Source organism: Galbibacter sp. (assembly GCF_048266365.1).
GTDB lineage: Bacteria > Bacteroidota > Bacteroidia > Flavobacteriales > Flavobacteriaceae > Galbibacter.
This window is the reverse complement of record NZ_JBLWZP010000013.1, coordinates 64,000-84,043: the sequence shown is the minus strand read 5'-3', so window position 1 is coordinate 84,043 and position 20,044 is coordinate 64,000. Positions and strand designations below refer to the sequence as shown.

At 39.6% G+C, this 20,044-nt stretch carries 12 protein-coding genes; 7 read left to right on the top strand and 5 right to left on the bottom strand.

Annotated features, from left to right (window positions below):
• Positions 1–72: 72 nt before the first annotated feature.
• The 5 genes from nhaA (at position 73) to rhaM (ending at position 8,717) form a co-directional block, all read left to right on the top strand.
• A complete protein-coding gene (gene nhaA, locus ACN0TV_RS15125; protein ID WP_417363883.1) occupies positions 73–1,212 on the top strand; it encodes a Na+/H+ antiporter NhaA in 1,140 nt (379 codons plus the stop codon).
• A 309-nt stretch (positions 1,213–1,521) separates the two neighbouring features.
• Complete coding sequence (locus ACN0TV_RS15120) at positions 1,522–4,674, top strand: SusC/RagA family TonB-linked outer membrane protein (RefSeq protein ID WP_417363881.1); 3,153 nt, start codon at positions 1,522–1,524, stop codon at positions 4,672–4,674.
• Between the two features lie 39 nt (positions 4,675–4,713).
• Entirely contained in the window at positions 4,714–6,813 is a 2,100-nt protein-coding gene (locus ACN0TV_RS15115) for a RagB/SusD family nutrient uptake outer membrane protein (protein WP_417363879.1), read from the top strand.
• A gap of 209 nt (positions 6,814–7,022) precedes the next feature.
• Positions 7,023–8,387, top strand: coding sequence for a glycoside hydrolase family 28 protein (locus ACN0TV_RS15110; protein ID WP_417363877.1), 1,365 nt, complete (start codon positions 7,023–7,025; stop codon positions 8,385–8,387).
• Positions 8,388–8,402: 15 nt separating this feature from the next.
• Positions 8,403–8,717 carry an L-rhamnose mutarotase gene (rhaM, locus tag ACN0TV_RS15105; protein WP_417363875.1) on the top strand — a complete coding sequence of 105 codons (315 nt, stop codon included), beginning with the start codon at positions 8,403–8,405 and terminating at the stop codon, positions 8,715–8,717.
• A gap of 221 nt (positions 8,718–8,938) precedes the next feature.
• Here rhaM and ACN0TV_RS15100 read toward each other — a convergent pair whose 3' ends face one another.
• The 5 genes from ACN0TV_RS15100 to ACN0TV_RS15080 form a co-directional block, all read right to left on the bottom strand.
• The gene (locus ACN0TV_RS15100; protein ID WP_417363887.1) at positions 8,939–9,115 is read right to left on the bottom strand and encodes a hypothetical protein; all 177 of its coding nucleotides are present in this window, start codon (positions 9,113–9,115) and stop codon (positions 8,939–8,941) included.
• Between the two features lie 363 nt (positions 9,116–9,478).
• Complete coding sequence (locus ACN0TV_RS15095) at positions 9,479–11,038, bottom strand: rhamnogalacturonan acetylesterase (protein WP_417363873.1); 1,560 nt, start codon at positions 11,036–11,038, stop codon at positions 9,479–9,481.
• Positions 11,039–11,053: 15 nt separating this feature from the next.
• Complete coding sequence (locus ACN0TV_RS15090) at positions 11,054–13,912, bottom strand: glycoside hydrolase family 2 TIM barrel-domain containing protein (RefSeq protein ID WP_417363872.1); 2,859 nt, start codon at positions 13,910–13,912, stop codon at positions 11,054–11,056.
• Between the two features lie 21 nt (positions 13,913–13,933).
• Positions 13,934–15,241, bottom strand: a complete 1,308-nt coding sequence (locus ACN0TV_RS15085; RefSeq protein ID WP_417363870.1) for a rhamnogalacturonan acetylesterase — start codon at positions 15,239–15,241, stop codon at positions 13,934–13,936.
• 74 nt (positions 15,242–15,315) lie between these two features.
• Positions 15,316–16,377 carry a GntR family transcriptional regulator gene (locus ACN0TV_RS15080; RefSeq protein ID WP_417363868.1) on the bottom strand — a complete coding sequence of 354 codons (1,062 nt, stop codon included), beginning with the start codon at positions 16,375–16,377 and terminating at the stop codon, positions 15,316–15,318.
• A gap of 177 nt (positions 16,378–16,554) precedes the next feature.
• Here ACN0TV_RS15080 and ACN0TV_RS15075 point away from each other — a divergent pair, with 177 nt between their 5' ends.
• Together ACN0TV_RS15075 and ACN0TV_RS15070 are read left to right on the top strand one after the other, a co-directional pair.
• Positions 16,555–18,651 (top strand): bifunctional aldolase/short-chain dehydrogenase, encoded by a 2,097-nt coding sequence (locus ACN0TV_RS15075; RefSeq protein ID WP_417363866.1) that lies wholly within the window; start codon positions 16,555–16,557, stop codon positions 18,649–18,651.
• Positions 18,652–18,758: 107 nt separating this feature from the next.
• Positions 18,759–20,036, top strand: coding sequence for a TIM barrel protein (locus ACN0TV_RS15070; protein WP_417363864.1), 1,278 nt, complete (start codon positions 18,759–18,761; stop codon positions 20,034–20,036).
• The last annotated feature ends 8 nt before the right edge of the window (positions 20,037–20,044 follow it).

Genomic DNA, 20,044 nt, shown 5'->3' with positions numbered 1-20,044 from the left:
AGTTATTAACAAAAAGGGGAGTACTGCTTTGTTCCCATCCATTAAAGATCAATGGGTTTGCGCAGTAAGTTTATGAAGTTAACGAAGTTATTTAAAGAATTTTTTGAAAGCGAAAAATCAACCGGCATCATCTTAATAGGTTGTACATTAATTTCCTTATTACTAGCCAATTCCGCTATAGGTTCAAACTATATTGACATATGGCAAACACAATTCTCGGGACATAGTATTGAACAATGGATTAATGATGGTCTAATGGCTATTTTCTTTTTATTAATCGGTCTTGAATTAGAGCGTGAAATTTATCACGGGGAGTTATCGAAGATAAAGAATGCTATGCTACCAATATTAGGCGCTATTGGTGGAATTGCTGTCCCTGCTGCAATTTACATTGCCTTTAATTACGGTACACCTGAACAGTCTGGATCAGGTATACCTATGGCCACTGATATTGCCTTTGCTTTAGGTATTTTGTCATTACTAGGAAAGCGAGTACCCAATACGCTTAAAGTCTTTTTAGCTGCCTTAGCTATTATTGATGACTTGGGAGCTATTATCATTATAGCGGTCTTTTACACCAAAACCTTAATGTTTACTAACCTTATGTATGCCTTAGGTATTTTTGCATTTCTTTTAGTTTTGAATCGATTAAAAGTCAGGAACCTTATTCCATACTTGGTCGCTGGTGTATTTATGTGGTATTTTATGCTTCTTTCTGGAGTGCACGCGACCATTGCAGGTGTCCTGTTAGCCTTTGCCATTCCGTTTGGAAATGGTGACGAGAAATCCACCTCATACATTTTACAACACTTTTTACATAAGCCGGTTAGCTTTGTCATCCTACCCATCTTTGCACTAGCCAATACTGCGATTATACTTAACGGGGATTTTGGTGAAATTCTATCTCACCACTACAGTATAGGAATCGCCACAGGCTTAATCGTAGGAAAGCCATTAGGGATATTCCTAGCCACCTTTATAGGCGTTAAACTAGGGCTCGGAAAACTCCCCTCTAGGGTGAAATGGAAGCATATTTTTGGTGTAGGTCTCCTAGGAGGAATCGGGTTTACAATGTCCATTTTCATAACCTTACTTGCCTTTGAAGATGCAACTATTATCAACAATTCGAAATTGGTTATCTTATTATCCTCTTTACTAGCAGGTTTACTAGGGTTCACAACGTTACGACTTACCCTTAAAAAAAGAAAATAACAGACTGATTAAACTTAAAAACAAAGTTTCTTATGGTGTGCCATACGGTTTTAATAGTAATTAAAGCGGTACATTGCTGTGTATTGATCAATCTCATCAATAAATGCATATAGAAAAATTATTCATTTAACAATTTCATAACTTTTTTATTTTATACTTCAACCCATAGCACATAGACCTTGGCGTAATAATTAGTTATTTAATACTATTGGTTACAAGCTGCTAATTAATCCGTTACAGTACACTACAGGATAGTTTCATAATGACCATTGGATACTTTTGGTACAATTAACCAAACCATTTTATTTTATGAAACAAAATTTTTTTCTCTGGCTTGGCACCGTGTTGTTTGTTTTAGTATCAGGTACAGTATACGGACAAAACAACACTATATCAGGCACAGTGACAGATGCCACAGGGATTCCGATGCCAGGAGTCAATGTGATTGTAAAAGGCACCCAAAGAGGTGTGAGTACGGACTTTGATGGACGCTATTCCATTGACGCATCACCTGGGGAGGTTTTAGTATTTACCTTTATAGGTTCTACAACAGTAGAAAAGACCGTGGGTGATCAGGGTACTATCAATGCTACAATGGAATTGAACAGCAATGAATTGGATGAAGTTGTTGTTATAGGTTATGGAACGGCAAAGAAGAGTGACGTCACCGGGGCCTTGGTCAGTATAAGCTCGGAGGAACTGCTGCAACAACCTGTAAACAATGCCCTTGAAGCGCTTCAAGGTAAAGCTGCCGGGGTAGATATTACCAGTAGCCAACGACCTGGCACCATTGGATCAGTTCGTATTAGAGGTAATAGATCTTTAACTGCAAGTAACTCGCCTTTATATGTTGTGGATGGTGTCCCGTTGATGTCACCAAACGCAATTGAAACCCTAAACCCTAGAGATATACGGTCGATAGAAGTTTTAAAGGATGCTTCAGCAACTGCCATTTATGGTTCTAGAGGTGCTAATGGCGTTATTATTGTATCGACTAAAAAAGGTAGAGTTGGTAAATTTAGTCTTAATTACTCTACTGTAGTCACCACCTCAAATATTGAAGATAGAGCACCTTCAATGAGCGCAGAAGAGTTTATTGACTTTAGACGTTGGGCTGCCTATAACTTACGTCCAGATATATATGCGCACCCTGATAATCCAACTTTTGATAATGATAAAGATATTTTTGACAGTGACGATGGTCAAACCTCCAGAGATAATGTTCTTAGAGGTTGGAGCGGTAGTACGTGGGATCCCTCAAGGGTAATGGATACCGATTGGACCGATATCGTTACACAAACTGCAATTACTACTGAGCATAACATCAGTGCCAGTGGAGGCACCGAACGCATGAGTGCTTATGCCTCCTTCGGTTACTTAGACAATGAAGGTACGCAGAAAGGTCAATTCTACGAACGGTACACGGCCAAAATCAGTGCCGAGATTAAACCGACGGATTGGTTTACTTTAAGTAGTAGTGTTAATGCCAGCTGGAGTGAACAGGACTATGGAATGTCAAGGCTAGGTGCTCGTAGCAGTACGGGTCCAGATGCGATATACGGAAACGCAAAAGCCATATACAACATAGCAGTGCCTTATGATTCTGAAGGTAACATCGTTATTAATCCAGGAGGAGAAACAGGGATTTACACCGTACAAGACGAATGGGAAAAGAGCACCCAACAATCAGAAGCTATGCGTATTTTAGGTAGTTTTTCAGCGACATTTGATATTGGTGAGATCGTTAGCTCATTAGACGGTCTTGAATTCAAAATGAACTTTGGACCGGATTACAGAAATTGGAGAGAAGGGTCGTATATCGACGCTACATCGGCCTATAAAATTAATTCTGATGGATCCGCCGGTACGAATTACGCAAGGTTGAGAAATCGACGAGATTTTTCATGGACCCTGGATAATATGTTGATCTACAACAAAATTATTGCAGAAAAGCACAATCTAGGATTGACACTTTTACAAACGGCTTCTTCTTGGAATACCGAACAATCTGCGATGAGCTCCAATAACATTCCTAAGGATTCCTATTTATGGAATGCCTTTGGATCCATAGACCTTACAAATCCTGACAACGATGCCTCAATGAGTTCCGGCCTTACTGAAAGGCAAATGAGCTCTTATATGGTACGAGCAAATTATGGATTTGACGATCGCTACCTCATCACACTTTCAGGACGATGGGATGGTGCTTCGCAGCTTGGAGAAGGGAACAAATGGGATTTCTTTCCATCCGCCGCCTTTGCTTGGAGAATCAAACAAGAGAACTTCATGAGTGAAGCAGCTTGGATTAATGATCTTAAACTCCGACTAGGTTTTGGTACTACCGGTAACTCGGCAGTTGACCCATATGCAACTAAAGGTGATATTACACAAATTTACCTTCCTTTTAACGGCCTGGGAAACCTAATCGGCTACACGACTAACGAACCATATTACTCTGGAGATCAGCTCACCATGGCTAATCCGAATTTAGGTTGGGAGAAAACTACCCAATTCAATATCGGACTCGATTTTGCGCTATTTAACAACCGAGTCAGCGGTAGCTTAGATATGTATAAATCATTTACCGAGGATTTATTATTGCTAGTTAAAATCCCCACCCTTACAGGTTATCCGAACATCATCTCAAACATAGGAAAAACCAACAACCGCGGTGTTGAGTTAACCCTTAATGCCACACCTATTGAGACCAAAGGAGGTTTTGCTTGGGACACCAACATCAATATTGCCTGGCAGAAGGATGAAATCGAAGAGCTTGCCTATGGTGAAAATGACATGGTGGATAACCGATGGTTTATTGGACAATCCATTAACATGGAATATGGTTTTGACAACCTGGGCCTTTGGCAAGATACCCCAGAAGATCTTGCAGAAATGGAGTTATGGAATGACAATGACTATGATTTTACTCCGGGTAACGTGCGTCCAAAAGATCAAAATGGAGATTACATGATGACCGAAGAAGATCGCGTCGTATTAGGAAACAGTTCTCCGAGGTGGGTTCTGGGATGGAATAATGCATTTAGTTATAAAGGCGTCGAACTCAGTATGAATGTCTACTCTCGTTTGGGGTACAATGCGAATATAGGAGGACAGGCAATGACAGCTCATTCCAATCAAATCAAAGTCGATTACTGGACCCCTGACAATCCTGATGCTGAATTTCAAAAACCTATCTTAGGACAAGCGACCTCGGGGTCTCAGGATGATTTTTCCGGAATTCTTGGATTTAAAGATGCAAGTTTTGTAAAGATTCGAAATATTTCTTTGGGCTATAATTTCTCCAATGATTTCTGTGCTAAAAACGGATTTGACAACCTAAAAATATACTTCCAAGCCATTAATCCGGGAAGCATTTATCAAAGTGTGGATTGGTATGATTTTGATGTGAACTCTACCTATTTCAACAGAAGTTTTGCATTGGGAATTGATATCGGAATATAACCGGGCTATACATATAAACACCACTAAAAACTTAAAGATATGAAGCTTAAAAATAAAATAGGAATTTATCTTTTTTCATTGTTCGGACTGCTCATAGTCTCCTGCAATAAAGATTTCCTCGATGAAGAGTTGACCACAAAATACTCTACAGACTACCTTAACACACCAGAGGGACTGGAAGAGCTCGCCCGCTCTCTCTACGGAAATATCAGGTGGCATTTTGGATACGAATGGGCCTATGGGATCACGCTCTACGGAACTGACGAGTTCACCAATGCCAATGACCTTACCAACGAGATGTGGAACACTTATGACAATCGTTTGGGACCACTGGGAGCCACAACGGAAACCGGAGCTGCCAATAAAAATGCTACATCTCCGGCACAACTATGGGATCAATTGTATTACGGAATCTCATCAGCGAACATCATCATCGCCAAAGCACCAGAGGTTATCACAGATGAAAGCGCCAGAAATCGTTGCTTGGCACACGCCTATTTTTTAAGAGGCTATAATTATTACCGATTAACAGCACAGTACGGAAGTGTGGTTTTACAAACCGAACCTGCTGAAGGAGTTGTTAGAAATTTTACAAGACCTACGGCTGAGCAGTGCTGGGAACAAGTAATCTCGGATTTCAGAAATGCTTATGAACTTTTCGCAGGAGAAGAATTCACCTATGGAAAAGGTATAACCTGGACCAAGGCTACCGCGGCTCACTTTTTGGCAAAAGCACTATTGTTTAGATCCTCAGAACGTAACGACGACTGGAACAGCGCTTACAAAGATGCTGATTTAAAAGAAGCTATAGAAGCAGCCACATATGCCATAAATGCTAGAGGTCCGCTAACACCTGATTACAATGATTTGTACTCCAACTGGACAGGTGTTGATTGCGACATAGAGCAACTTGACGAGATCCTCATGGCTGCCGGCCATAATGCGGACGGTGCTACACAAGGTCGATTTGGAAATAGAACTTATAACTACTTCAACCCACAATTTAATAGTTTCTCGGGAGGTTGGGTACGAAGAGGAGTATGGATTGGAGGAATGGGATTTCAGCGTTGTAGACCTACCGAATACAGTTATGCCGTATTTGATCACGTCAATGATTCAAGGATGTGGAAAACTTTCAAAACGGTATATGGCGCAAATAACGTACCGGAAGAAGGCTATGATGTTCAACCAGGAGATCCAGGAATTGTAATGATTCTCAACACTGAAGATGATCACACTTATGATAACTATACTTTTGGAGCTTTTATTCAAAACCCGGATTGGACAGACGACCAAGGGAGATTGGCAGAATGGGAAGCAGGAAATCGTCAAACGCCAACCTCGGGATCACTAACCAGCGAACCTGGACAATGGGTTCCCAATTCCTTGGTACTCTATCAAAATGGAGAATATGTGGCCCCTACTTTTAAAAACCAACCCATTTGTAACTTCTTTGCAGGAATCAATAAAACAGATGACGGTTCACGTCAAGCTGAAAAAGGAGATGCCCATCGTGATGTCACCATGGCAAGACTAGCAGAAACTTATTTGGTTCGTGCTGAATGCTATGTTCGCTTAAGCCAATTCGGACAGGCTATGAATGATATCAACGAGGTTAGAAGAAGAGCACAGTGGAAATCAGGAGAAAACAGATCCTATTATACTGATGGTGGTATGGCTTTTGAAAACAATGCCCTCAACACAGGTACAGCTGCTGAGAATTACGTCAATTCAAACCTGAATATAAACACCTATTATCTCTCTAATCCTGATATATCCGTTACTACAGATGCCTCTAGCTTGGAGCTGACTTCCTTTCCTAATGATCTGCCGGATGAAGATGAGAGAATATTAACTCTTATGGGAGCATCAGGGCAATACGAGCGTGCATTGAATTTTATACTTAATGAACGAACCAGAGAATTACTTGGAGAATGGCAACGTTGGGAAACGCTCTCTAGAACTGAGACTCTAATTAGCAGGGCCAGAGCGTTTAACCCAGAGGCTGCAACAGGCATTACGGAAAACAAACACGAATTACGGCCAATACCACAGTCATTTATAGACGGATTACTCAATGATGACGGTAGTAACCTTTCAGCCGCAGATAAGGCTGCATGGCAAAACCCCGGGTATTAAGATTAATACAAAATAATGGAAGTTACAGTATTATATAATTAGCTCACTTTGTTCTTAAAAAACCTAGATAACTTCTATTGCATTATGCTTCGTCAACTTCATATTGGCGAAGCATTTTTTTTTCAAAGAAAGTCTTCTTAATACAGGTAGGTACAGGATTCAAATCACAATTACCTACACTATCTTTAAACCAAACCAACACCACCACCATGTTCAAACACCTTACACTAATTCTTAGCAGTTGTTTTCTGATGCTTTCATTTCAACCACAAATGAATGAGATTTCGATACAAACAATCACCTCAACGACTCCTTTTGGAGAGGTGAAAGTAAAGATCCCTGATTTTAGTCAAAGTACAAAGTACAGCATTACGGATTACGGCGCTGTACCCCATAACCAAGAAGCGACATCTTTAGCTATTAAGCAGGCCATTGCTGTAGCAAATGCTAATGGAGGTGGACGTATTATCATCCCTAAAGGAGAATGGCTAACGGGTAAAATACATCTTAAAAGCAACATAAATCTTCATTTGGAAGAAGGCGCTGTGTTACTATTCTCAGATGATCCAGAGGATTATTTGCCAGCTGTTCAAAGCAGTTGGGAAGGTCTTGAATGCTATAATTATTCTCCATTGATTTATGCCTATCAATGTAAAAACATAGCCATCACAGGAAAGGGCGAATTAAAAGCCAAAATGGATACTTGGAGAGCATGGTTTGATCGACCACCGGGACATATGAATAGTCTTAAACAGCTATATCATATGGCTGCAAAAAATGTTCCGGTAGAAGTGCGACAGATGGTAAACGACACCGCCAATTTAAGGCCTCAATTTATACAGTTCAACAGGTCTGAAAACATTTTACTAGAAGGCGTAACCATTACCAACAGCCCATTTTGGGTCATACATCCCTACCTATCCAAAAACGTAAGTATTCAAAATGTCAAGGTATTTGCCCACGGCCATAACAATGATGGTGTTGACCCGGAAATGAGTCAAAATATCATCATTGAAAATTGTACTTTTGATCAGGGTGATGACGCTATTGCAATAAAATCTGGCCGAAATCAAGACGCATGGCGACTGCATACACCCTCAAAAAACATCGTTATTAAAAATTGTAACATCATTAACGGTCATCAATTAATGGCCATCGGCAGTGAGCTTTCCGGCGGGGTTGAAAATGTCTATATGTCGAATTGCCAAGTGGCTGACAATGCCAAACTCAACCATTTACTCTTCATAAAAACCAATGAACGCCGAGGAGGAACTGTCAGAAATATTTATATGGACAGTATCAAGGCCGGAAAAATTGCGGCAGGAGTTTTGGGTATCGACACCGATGTACTTTATCAATGGAGAGATTTAGTCCCCACATACCAGAGAAGATTAACCGTTATTGAAGATATACACATGAGTGATATCCATGCTGAAAATGTAGATTTTATATCCAAGATTACTGGCCAAGAGGAAGTTCCGATAAAAAACATAAGCCTTAACCAGGTTACTGTTGATAGTATCAGAACTGAAAAAATAATAAACCAAAACGTAGTGAATTTCAATCAGAGCTAGCTAATCCATATTCCTATGACCAGAAATGCATTTACCATGAAATTAAAACCGGGTTATACTGATGAATACAAAAGACGTCACGACGAAATATGGCCTGAACTCAGAACCCTACTGTCGGATCAAGGCATTAGCGACTATGCAATTTTCTTAGATGAGCCCACATTGACACTTTTTGCGGTACAGCATTTAGCGAATAATTTCAAGCCAGAGGAAATTCCTAATCACCCTCTAGTTAAAAAATGGTGGGCTTATATGGCAGACATAATGGAAACCAATGATGATAACTCTCCTGTTGAGAGCCCATTAACCGAGGTTTTCTATATGAAATAATATTAAAGAGATTTTAAATTATCAGCCTTCTTTTGATCGTATTCCGTTTGGCATATCAGTTGATTATCAGCAATTCTTTGAGTGCTTTTAAACGCTCCGGTGTTGTAGAAATCGTACTATGAACTTTATCATTTGCTTTTGAAGTGTGCATTACAAAGCAACCGGATGATGCTCTTGTATTTTCCAAACTTTTTTCTACGATATTAGATCATCCGCTCCTTTTATTCTTGGGCATAGCGGTATAAGGTTTTTGTCTGAGACATGGGTAGGTAATCAATTGAGAATAGCATCTTATTCACAGGGAGTACTTGAAACTTCGAACCGATCATCCATTCTATTAAATGACAATCCGCCACCTGCTTCCAAATAAAATCATCAAATTTCGTGGTAAGCCCGATTTTTTTAGGCCTGTCTATGATAAAGCGTTTATTGGTATGGGCTATGGCATCAGGATAAAATTAATGGGTTTCTTCTGAACTGCTACATAAGCAATAAATTCATCTGTGGTCAATAATGGACTTATTTTTTGAAGCGCTTTCCGAGCTGCAACAGGGCTTTGATCTTCGTTAAGAAATTGTATAAATTTTCCATAATCAAGTAGTCGTTTTGTTATTAAATCAGGACTGTAATCGGTTTAAGAAAGTAGAATCGTTCGTGAAATGTTCCTGTTCTAAACCAATATGGATGACTAACACGTTACAAAATTGATAAGATTTTACTAAATCAAATTGACTATTGCCATCAAAACCCAATGAATTGCTTTATGGCATGCGATCTACTATTGATTGTAAAGCCTCAGAGCGTAACTCCCCAATGGACTTTTGATCCACCAGGTAACCTCTTAAACCTAAATTCTTGATTTCTCTTAGGCTTTGAGTTAGAACAGCGGCATTAAAGCTTGCTCCATTTACGTTAGTATGCGTATGGTCCTTGGAGAAAAACATACTGACTTTCTCAGGCCCCATAGCCTCATACTGTTTAGCAATACTATCGTTCAGATCTAAAAAAGTAACTTGGTTTTTTGTTGCGATTTGTTTTGCCCACAAACCATAACTCTTATTGTTACGGATTACTTTGATGGCTTCCCAACGATTCCTAGGAACAGGGCTTAGTACCACTGCAATAGCTCCTTTTTCAAGTGTTTGTTTTACAAAAAGATCCATATACCATCCATAACTGTGAACCACCTCATCCGGCTGATCTTTCTTCTTAACTACTACTGTGGAATCTCCAATTCCTGTAATAGAGCCGCGGTATTTTGGTTGATCGATATATCCACCGTCATTATGCCCAAACTGCATGAGAACGAAATCTCCTTTTTTTAAGGAATCATATACCTTCTCCCACAACTTCTCATTATAAAAAGTTCGACTGCTACGCCCTCCTCTCGCCGCATTTATAACACGAATTCTGGTGGTATCCACAAACTTTTCCATGGCTACCCCCCAGCCTACTGCCTCAGGTAAACCATTATTCGCCACTGTTGAATCTCCTATCAGATACAGTCGTTTTTTCTTTGGCAATACAATGTTGGGATCCTCTAACAGATAGTCCTTTATACCCAGGGTCGTCCCCTTGAGTTGCTCCACAATAATCGAAGCTGCTAGAACTGCCCCTTTGGCTGTGGTGTGCGTATGATCTCTTTCATAAAATAAATTATCGAAGATATGCTCTTGTCCAACTTTTTCCATCTGTAGAGCCATAAGTTGATTTAAATCGACAAAGGTGACATTTTCACTCTCTGCAACTTGTTTGGACCATAAGCCATAGGAGGTATTATTACGACCCACTTTACCGTCCAGCCATTTATTTCTAGGAATGGGTGACATTACAATAGGGATCCCTCCTTTTTCCTTTGTCTCCTGAATTATTTTTCGGATATACCATCCATAGGTATGAACAACTTCATCCTCCTTGGTGAGCATATTGTGAATCTCTTCCTTTTCTTCTCCTACACCTTTAATGGTACCTCTTGCCCTGAAATCATCATTGATGGGACCAGAATCATTATGCCCAAACTGTATGAGTACATAATCTCCTTTTTCTATCTTTTGGTATACCTCACTCCACAATCCCTTCTGAATATAAGTTCGACTGCTAGTTCCTCCTAAAGCTTTGTTTTGTACAGTAATTTGGGTAGTGTCTAAGAATTGACCTATAAAATCTCCCCATCCCCATAAACCTCCTGCACCATTACCCTGTCCATTTTTAACTGTCGAATCACCAACAGTATACAGTACTGGTTTTCTAGTGTTGGTCTCCTCCTGACACTGAATAAAAAGTAGACATAAAAGTGCTACAACACATATTCTAATACGCATACGCTATAGTTTTTTTCAATTTCTAATATCCAACCAAAGTATCATTGATATACCATCATCACCGCTTTTAATCCGAATATTAGTCGGTTGACTGTTAGGGCCATGTTGAGAGACGGGCTTAAAGGAATGCATCGCCGGTATCTCATACAAAAATGAGATATCTCCTTCAGGAAACTCTGGGTGTCCACGAGATCCTTTAAATGCATTTTTAGGTTTTTCAGGCGTAAACAATCTTAAAAACACATTCTCAGACTCACTAAAAACTTTAAAACTATTTTTATCAGCCTGAATGCTGGCAGCCACTAAATTGGCATGGTATCCTTTAAACTCTGGATAGACGAGATTTTCGAAACTCTCTCCGGTGATGGTATTGTTATACTCTTTTTCCCAAAAACCAAAATTGGTGCCCTTGATTCTGTTTTTCCAAACTCTGTATGGTCCCTTTCCAAGCCATTTCATGCCCTCTACCCCTTGTTCCGGATACGAGAATGTAATCCCAAAAATATTGATATCGGGTTGATAGAACGCCCCGTCAAAACCATTGCTTCGTCCTGCGTTTTTAAGTGCAAGCATATGCATTTTAAGGCGTCCATCGGGATACATGGTCCACTTGATATGATCAATACCGCCATTGTAATCAATATAACACACTGCCGAATCACCTTCCATGGACATCGCTACTTTTTCAACTTCTGCTTTAAATCCTATGGGTATTGGTCCATTGTTAAACGGAACCTCCCCTGACGCATTACTGATATGTTTAATCAAACCATCCGTTTTTCCTATTTGTACTGTAATGCCTCCTGCTTTTAGAGTCACGGCTTGTTCAGTTTGAGTAACACTCGCCTTAGCGTTTTTGGAAGTTGATTTCTTGATCAACTTATCGCTGTAATAACTAGGCCTGTGAATTGGCCAAGTCCAGGTATTTATAGTTCTTCCATAAGAGTCAGTTGCTTTGATTTCCAACCAGTCACCATCAAAGAAATTAGAAGGTAACGCTATTGTTACATTCCTTTTTTCTCCTGGTAAAACACTAGGCAAGTCAAGCTCCCCTTCGGCTATAATTTGCACATTTTGATCCTTGTAAAACATCGCATCAGGAAGTTGCATTAATTTGTATTGCATCTTGATACTGTTTAGATTTGAGAACAGGTAACCATTGGAAATAAGTAATTTACCTGTGAAGCTTTCCGTAATTCTCAGTGGATCAATTTGAATTGGACTCCACACTTGTTTTACCGTATAAAAACTTCCCTCCTTTTCTCTATGGGGTCCTAAAATTCCATCTGCAGCCAATGACCCTTTGGAATCATACTTTGTATCTCCGGTCCAATCCGAACGGAGTACCGCTCCATCAGAGAAGGCCCATAAAAACCCACCGGCAAAAAGAGGGCTCTCACTATAGCGTTTCCAAAAATCTTCCAACCCCGCACCATGTCCGTTGTCATAAGTCCCATGCATAAACTCTGTGGGGAAGAATACGTTTTCACCATTGACAAACCTGTGAACTCCTGTTAAATACGTAGGATAATGATGAGTGTCCCAACCCTTGTAGTCTGCCCAAGGATGAATGACCAAGCGTTGTTGTGGATCACGCTGATAAAATACAGCATCCAAGGCATCAGTCCACCCTCCTTCATTGCCCTGATCCCAGATGGTAACCGACGGATGATTCACATCTCTGTCCACCATTTCTTTGATCAATTTAGCACCTTTCTTCTCATCATAACGTCCGTGCCAACCAGCCAATTCATCCAGCACAAAAAGTCCCAAGGAATCACATGCGTCTAAAAAATGATCATCTGGAGGATAGTGCATACGAACCGCATTCATATTCATATCCTTAATCAGATTCACATCCATTATACTAAGTTCCTTGGTAGTACTCCGTCCGGATTCTGGCCACAATGAATGGCGATTGATCCCTTTAAAAACTACCTTGGTTCCATTAAGATAAATACCATCTTTAAGTTTAAATTCTAAGGTTCTAAATCCAAAACGCTCTTCAACCTGATGTAAGAGCTGATCTCCCTTTTTGAGTTGCAGTCTCAGCAAATACAAATGAGGTGTTTCTGGAGTCCATAAAGCAATGTCTTCCCACTGAAAGCTGATGGTCTGCTTTGAGTTATCCATACTGCTTTTTTGTGCGGGGAAGTCTTTTTTCGGAGCCGTAACAGCAACAATATCAGCTACGATATAGGCATTTTTTGGGAGGTTCTCCGTCTCCAATGTTATGTTGAGGTTTCCGTCCATTTTAGCATCTATAGCCAAATGATTTATATGTGATTTTGGTTTAATCTCGAGCCATACGGGTCTGTAAATACCACCGAATAGCCACCAATCTGCCCTACGCTCGGCATTGTTTACTGATGAATTATCCGAGTGTTTCTTAACATGTACCTCCAGTAAATTAACTCCATCACCGGCGATTAAATCAGAAATATCATAACTAAATTCATAAAATCCACCCTGATGAACCTCCCCAGCCAACTTTCCGTTTACCTTAACCTCGGTATCGGTCATCACGCCACCAAAGACAATACGTACCTGTTGATCCTCATACAACTTCGGCACTTTAAACTGATGTTTGTAAAAGGCTTCTTCTTTACTAGGCTCATCCTGCTGTAACTCTTTATACCACCTTCCGTACGTATACTCACCAAAGCCTTCGAGTTCCCAGTTTGAAGGAACATTTATAGTTGTCCAGGTATTGCTGTTTTGTCCATCGGTGCAAAAAAACTCCCAAGCTACAGGATTTTCAAAATCCTTTCCTGAGAGGTATATTTTTTTTGTTTGCTGTCCAAAACATATGGCAGCACTTAAAACTAGTGTCAGTGTAGTAGTTATGGTTTTTATATTAAATTTATTTATCATGATGCAATGGTGCGTTGGTTATTAATTTCCTTCTGGTTTTTTAACTTCAAATCTGGGGCTCATCGGCAAAGTCCAATCTTCGATACGATTAGGATCTTTGGGGTTATATTCCTTTATAGATTTTAAATGGCCCTTAAGGTCTATGTCCAAGTCTTTAATGGCCTGAACTACGCATAAGGCAATTTCGTTAGCTCCAAAATCATTGAAATGCGTATTGTCTTTCAGCTCCATATCCTGCCCAGGGAAGCTGTTCTTAGGGTAATGAACAAAACCATATTTAGAATCCTTTGCTCCCCAAGACTCGTAGAGAACCGAAGACATTTTAGTAAGATCAATCAGGGGTACAGAAAGTGATTTTGCCACTGCTCTTACGGCATCTGGATAATCACCATGGGTAGGTTTGAGCTTTCCGTTATCATCAAAGGCACGACGCTGTAGCGGCGTTATAAGTATAGGAATTCCTCCCTTGCTTCTAGCAGCAGTCACATATGCCTTTAACAATGCAGTATAGGATGCCCAAGGACCAGCCCCTTTTCCTTTAATTTTTTCGTCATTATGCCCAAACTCTATCATCACATAATCACCTTTTTTAATTAAACTCAAAATCTTATCCCAACGCTTTCTCCCTTTAAAAGAGGGAAGTGACGCTCCAGAAGCCGCATAATTGGCCACTCCAATAGAGCCGTTAAAATACTGGGTAATGAATTGTCCCCAAGAAGCCCATGGTGACAGATCTTGATCAGCGACTGTAGAATCACCCGCTAGAAAGAGTGTTGGTATGGAGTCAAGTTTTATAAACTTAAGGCTTTCAATAGCCGTCCCACTTAAAAATTCTAGGCTGAGTTTCGCGTCCCAATTTAGTGCATTTACATCTCGAGGTTTTAAGCGAACCTCCTCTGTTGAATCTATTTTTTTACTTTGAACATGCACCACAAATTCAAGTACTTTATGCGTTTCTTTTTGAAGCTCTAGCTGATTTACTAGAAGTCTTTTAGACTCTGCTTTTACTGAATTCACACTTGGTGTATCCTCACTTCCAAAGCATATGCTCACCAGGTAATTTCCAGGGGCTACCGACACGGAAAAGTATACCGAAGAAGTAGCTATCATCCCTTTGTCCATCATATGAACTGCTTCAGCGGTATCGAAATCAAAGCCATAAGATCCATATTTCCACGAACTGGGAGTTTGTACCGCAATAAATGATGTTGTTGCTTTAGTTTGGGATCCAAATTGGTAACCCCATTGAGGTTTTTCTTGGTGTTGTCCAAATGTAGATACGCATAGCAAAAGCGCTACGAAAAGAATCCTAAATTGTTTTGCACGCATAGTTCGGTTGTAATGTCCTACAAGTTACTATGTTTACAATTGTTTACTATCCTGTACTGTACTGAGGTATAACATTAAAGGGAATTACGTTCGATATATTTGAATACGTTCTTAACCTTTTCTTTCTTGTTTTTAAGCACCATATAAGCCGCAGTTTCCCCCATGGCTTTAAAATCCGTACTAATCACTGTAATGCCTAATAACTCTTTAAGTGGGGTTTCATTGTAAGAAATAATCCCAATATCTTTTCCGAGTTTTAATCCTTTTTTACGGATCTGTCGCACGAGATTCACCAAGTCCATCTCCTCTATGGTGATAAAAATATCCTTGCTCTGAAGCTCCATATCATCGTAAATCTGATCTAGGATTTCAAAGTCAAAATCATATTCCACGCAAAACTGCCGAAAACCAAGCATTATCCGTTTTGGATAAGGATGCACTGATTTATTAGGGTAGACTAATATAATTTTATCATACTTCTTAAGCCGATCTAATCCTTCCTTGAGCGCCTGGTATATATCATTTTGAAAGTCTTGGTAAATCGAACCATATTCACCTTGAATAAAGGGTTTGGCATTATCCATAATAATCAATTTATCCTTTGGAATTTGTTCAATAACATCCAATACTGCCTCCGAATAACTCACATGACTCGAGTCTTCCAATCTAAAGTGAGGCATTATGATGTAGTAGTCATAGGCGCCTAAACTCTTCTCTAAGGTTCTAATAAAAAGAGATTCTTCACAATGATAAATAAAGAGATTCACATGTGCATTTACACCTATAGCATCCACAAAAGAATTGTAGATCATCATTTTGTACGAACTCGGTTTATTAATCATAAAAAAGACATTTACCTTGGAGATCAAATCAGTTTTGGCGGTATAATATCCCTTTCCTTTAACCGATACAATAACCTTTCGGTCCTTGAGCAATTTATAAGCCTTTTCCACCGTGTTTCTTGACAGATAGCAGCTCTCACTTAACTCGTTAATAGAGGGAATCTTTTGTCCAAAAGGCAATCTACCTTTGCTAATGTCTTCTATAATGGAGTCAACGATTTGCTTGTATTTTGGCACTCTGGAATTTTCATCAATCGTTATATTAATTTCAGAATGCATAGCTGAGGAATTCATGATTATTTATATTTTGTGTGTAATTCTACAAATAATTAATGTAATATTAAATTTTAATAAAAATAATCATAAGATTTAACATATTTAAAGTTTTTAATTACTTGCAGTACACCACAGGATACGCAGGTGTTTTTTAACAGTTACATTTGAACTATTGAAACCAATTAGATCACAAAAATGGACAAAACCTTTAATTATGTAAATTACCTTTGGGATGATCATAAAGCCAAAGCGTTAGAAGGAAATGAAGTCGAGCTGTTTCTATACAGATCCAATATATTAGGTGCTGACCTAAGAATAACAAATTACGGAGGAGGTAATACAAGTTGTAAAACTCTTGAGAAAGATCCTCTTACAAATCAACCCGTTGAAGTGATGTGGATAAAGGGGTCCGGGGGCGATATAGGCACCTTGACGCGAGCCGGTATAGCTGGCCTTTACACCGATCGACTGCGTGATTTAAAGAATGTATACAAAGGACTTTCAGATGAAGATAGAATGGTGGGTTTGTTCAATCACTGTATTTACGATTTAGATAGTAGAGCACCTTCAATCGACACCCCTCTGCACGGATTATTACCATTTAAACATATCGATCACCTTCATCCGGATGCACTTATTGCTGTTGCCGCAGCAAAGGATAGTGAAAAAATTACCAAAGAAATTTGGGGCGACACTATGGGCTGGGTACCATGGCAACGGCCAGGGTTTGATCTTGGATTACAATTGGAAAAATGTCTAAATGACAATCCCGGAATCCGAGGTATTGTTCTTGGCAGCCATGGTTTATTTACCTGGGGAGACACCTCCTATGAGTGCTATATGAATAGTTTGGAGGTTATTGAAAAAGCATCCACTTATATCGAGACAAAAATCGCTGAAAATGGAAGTGTGTTCGGTGGAGAAAAGACTAAAAGCTATTCTTCTGTAGACCGTAATGCAAAGGCGTCGCAATTAATGCCGCTACTAAGAGGTTTGTGTTCATCAGAAAAACCAATGATAGGACACTTTACGGACAGTGAAACAGTCATGCAGTACATCAACAGTCATGATCTAGAAAGATTAGCACCGATGGGAACTTCATGCCCGGATCATTTTTTAAGAACCAAAATACAACCCTTGGTTTTAGATATTGATAAAGATGAAGATTTATCAAACACCACTATTTTATTAGAAAAATTAACGCCTTCTTTTGAATCGTATCGTCAAGAGTACAGCGAATATTACAACAGTTGTAAGCATCCTAACAGCCCAGCGATGCGGGACCCAAATCCAGTCATTATCATTTATCCTGGCGTAGGAATGTTCTCCTTTGCAAAGAATAAACAAACTGCAAGGGTTGCAAGCGAATTCTATGTCAATGCCATCAATGTCATGCGCGGAGCAGAAGCTATATCTAAATACACTGCACTGCCAAGACAAGAAGCCTTTGATATTGAATACTGGTTGTTGGAAGAAGCGAAATTACAACGCATGCCTGCTGAACAACCACTCTCAAGAAAGGTAGCGATAGTCACAGGTGCCGGAGGTGGAATTGGTAAAGCCATAGCCGATAAATTAGTAGCTGAAGGTGCTAATGTAGTACTTACTGACATCAGTGAACAATCCTTAAAAGAAGCTGAACAAACTTATAAAAAAGACCAAGTTACCACAGCAGTATGCGATGTCACCGATAAGGAATCGATTAAAAAAGCATTTGATCAGGCCTGCCTATCTTTTGGCGGAGTAGATATTATCATTCACTCGGCCGGATTGGCAATTTCAAAATCATTGGAAGACACCACCTTGAAGGATTGGGAAATACTACAAAATATCCTGGTAAAAGGACAGTTTTTAATGGCACAACATGGTGTGAGTATTCTTAGAAAACAAAGACTCGGCGGAAATATAGTCAATATTGCGAGTAAAAATGGACTGGTTGCAGGACCTAACAATGTAGGTTATGGAACAGCAAAAGCCGCCCAACTCCATATGACACGCCTTCTAGCCGCCGAACTAGCTGCTGATAAAATCAGAGTAAATACGGTAAACCCGGATGGCGTCATTGTGGGCAGTAAGATATGGCAAGGCGCATGGGCAGAAGGTAGAGCCAAGGCCTATGGAATCTCTGTAGATGAGCTTCCTGCACATTACGCTAAAAGAAATTTACTCAACGAAATTATATATCCGCAGGATATTGCAAATGCAGCGTTCTCGCTCATAGCAACCTTGGATAAATCAACCGGAAACATCATCAATGTTGACGGTGGTATGGCAAATGCATTTGTTCGATAAATGTATAGTTGTTAGTTAGCTTAAGGAATCTCTCATAGGTATTCATATCCTATGAGGGTTTCTTTTTAAATTGCATGAATACAAATTAAAGATTAAACACACTCAAAATGATAATCAACCCAAACAAGCTAAGTTCCGATTCAAAAGAAATTTCCAACCATAACGAACAATTTGATCATCTAGCCAATAGGTTGTCAAAACAAAATATTGAAGTAAAACCGCTAATCGATAAACTGGCTGCGTTCCAAGTCGCCATCCCGAGTTGGGCATTAGGTGCTGGAGGGACTAGATTTGGAAGATACTCCTATTTTGGTGAGCCTGCATCCTTAGAGCACAAGCTCGAAGATATAGGCGTACTTCACAGTTTAACACGTACTGCAGGAGCTGTTTCACTGCATATTCCATGGGATATCCCGAAGGATTATAAAGCCATTAAAGAATTAGCACAAGAACTCGATTTAAAATTTGATGCTGTAAATTCTAATACTTTCCAGGATTCAACAGGAGCAAAACATTCATATAAGTTCGGATCCTTAAGTAACAGCAGTGCAGATTCGAGACAACAGGCCATCGCTCATAACAAGGAGGTCATTCAAATTGGAGAAAAACTTGGATCCAAAAGTATCACTGTTTGGCTGGCTGACGGAAGTTCATTTCCTGGACAGACTAATTTTCAGACCGCGTTATCCCATACCCAAGATAGTTTAAAAGAAATCTATAAATCTCTAGCTGAGGATTGGAAGTTATTTATTGAATATAAACCTTATGAACCTCACTTTTACAGTACTGTAATCCAAGACTGGGGAACCTCTTTTATGTTGGCAAATGAATGTGGAGAGAAAGCCTATACCCTAGTTGATCTCGGACACCACCTTCCAAACACCAACATTGAACAGATCGTATCTACTTTGATGTTTAAAGGTAAATTAGGAGGTTTCCATTTTAATGACAGTAAGTATGGAGATGACGACATTACTGTAGGATCTATCAAGCCTTATGCGCTGTTCTTAATCTTTAATGAATTGGTGTATGGAATGGCAAATAACCCTCAAAATCCTGAACTTTCATGGATGATTGATGCTAGTCACAACTTAAAGGATCCCTTAGAGGACCTGATACAATCTTTAGAAGCAATACAAATCACCTATGCTAAAGCCTTATTGGTGGATCAACAGCGCCTAAAACAGGCACAGCAACAACACGATGTTAGCTTATGCCAAGAAATACTACAGGAAGCCTACCTTACAGATGTCAGACCTCTTGTAAAACAAGCTAGACTTCAGTCAAATGCGCCACTAGATCCTTTAACTACTTATCGCAAATTAGGCGTTAGAGAACAATTAATAAAGGAGAGAGGAAAGAACACGGTAGCTACAGGTTTATAATAAAGGAG

Excerpts from the sequence above, each read along its gene's own strand:
- nhaA (WP_417363883.1), top strand. The coding sequence starts at position 73 with ATGAAGTTAACGAAGTTATTTAAAGAATTTTTTGAAAGCGAAAAATCA.
- ACN0TV_RS15085 (WP_417363870.1), bottom strand. The coding sequence starts at position 15,241 with ATGCGTGCAAAACAATTTAGGATTCTTTTCGTAGCGCTTTTGCTATGC.
- ACN0TV_RS15120 (WP_417363881.1), top strand. The coding sequence starts at position 1,522 with ATGAAACAAAATTTTTTTCTCTGGCTTGGCACCGTGTTGTTTGTTTTA.
- ACN0TV_RS15090 (WP_417363872.1), bottom strand. The coding sequence starts at position 13,912 with ATGATAAATAAATTTAATATAAAAACCATAACTACTACACTGACACTA.
- ACN0TV_RS15115 (WP_417363879.1), top strand. The coding sequence starts at position 4,714 with ATGAAGCTTAAAAATAAAATAGGAATTTATCTTTTTTCATTGTTCGGA.
- ACN0TV_RS15110 (WP_417363877.1), top strand. The coding sequence starts at position 7,023 with ATGTTCAAACACCTTACACTAATTCTTAGCAGTTGTTTTCTGATGCTT.
- ACN0TV_RS15080 (WP_417363868.1), bottom strand. The coding sequence starts at position 16,377 with ATGAATTCCTCAGCTATGCATTCTGAAATTAATATAACGATTGATGAA.
- rhaM (WP_417363875.1), top strand. The coding sequence starts at position 8,403 with ATGACCAGAAATGCATTTACCATGAAATTAAAACCGGGTTATACTGAT.
- ACN0TV_RS15075 (WP_417363866.1), top strand. The coding sequence starts at position 16,555 with ATGGACAAAACCTTTAATTATGTAAATTACCTTTGGGATGATCATAAA.
- ACN0TV_RS15070 (WP_417363864.1), top strand. The coding sequence starts at position 18,759 with ATGATAATCAACCCAAACAAGCTAAGTTCCGATTCAAAAGAAATTTCC.
- ACN0TV_RS15095 (WP_417363873.1), bottom strand. The coding sequence starts at position 11,038 with ATGCGTATTAGAATATGTGTTGTAGCACTTTTATGTCTACTTTTTATT.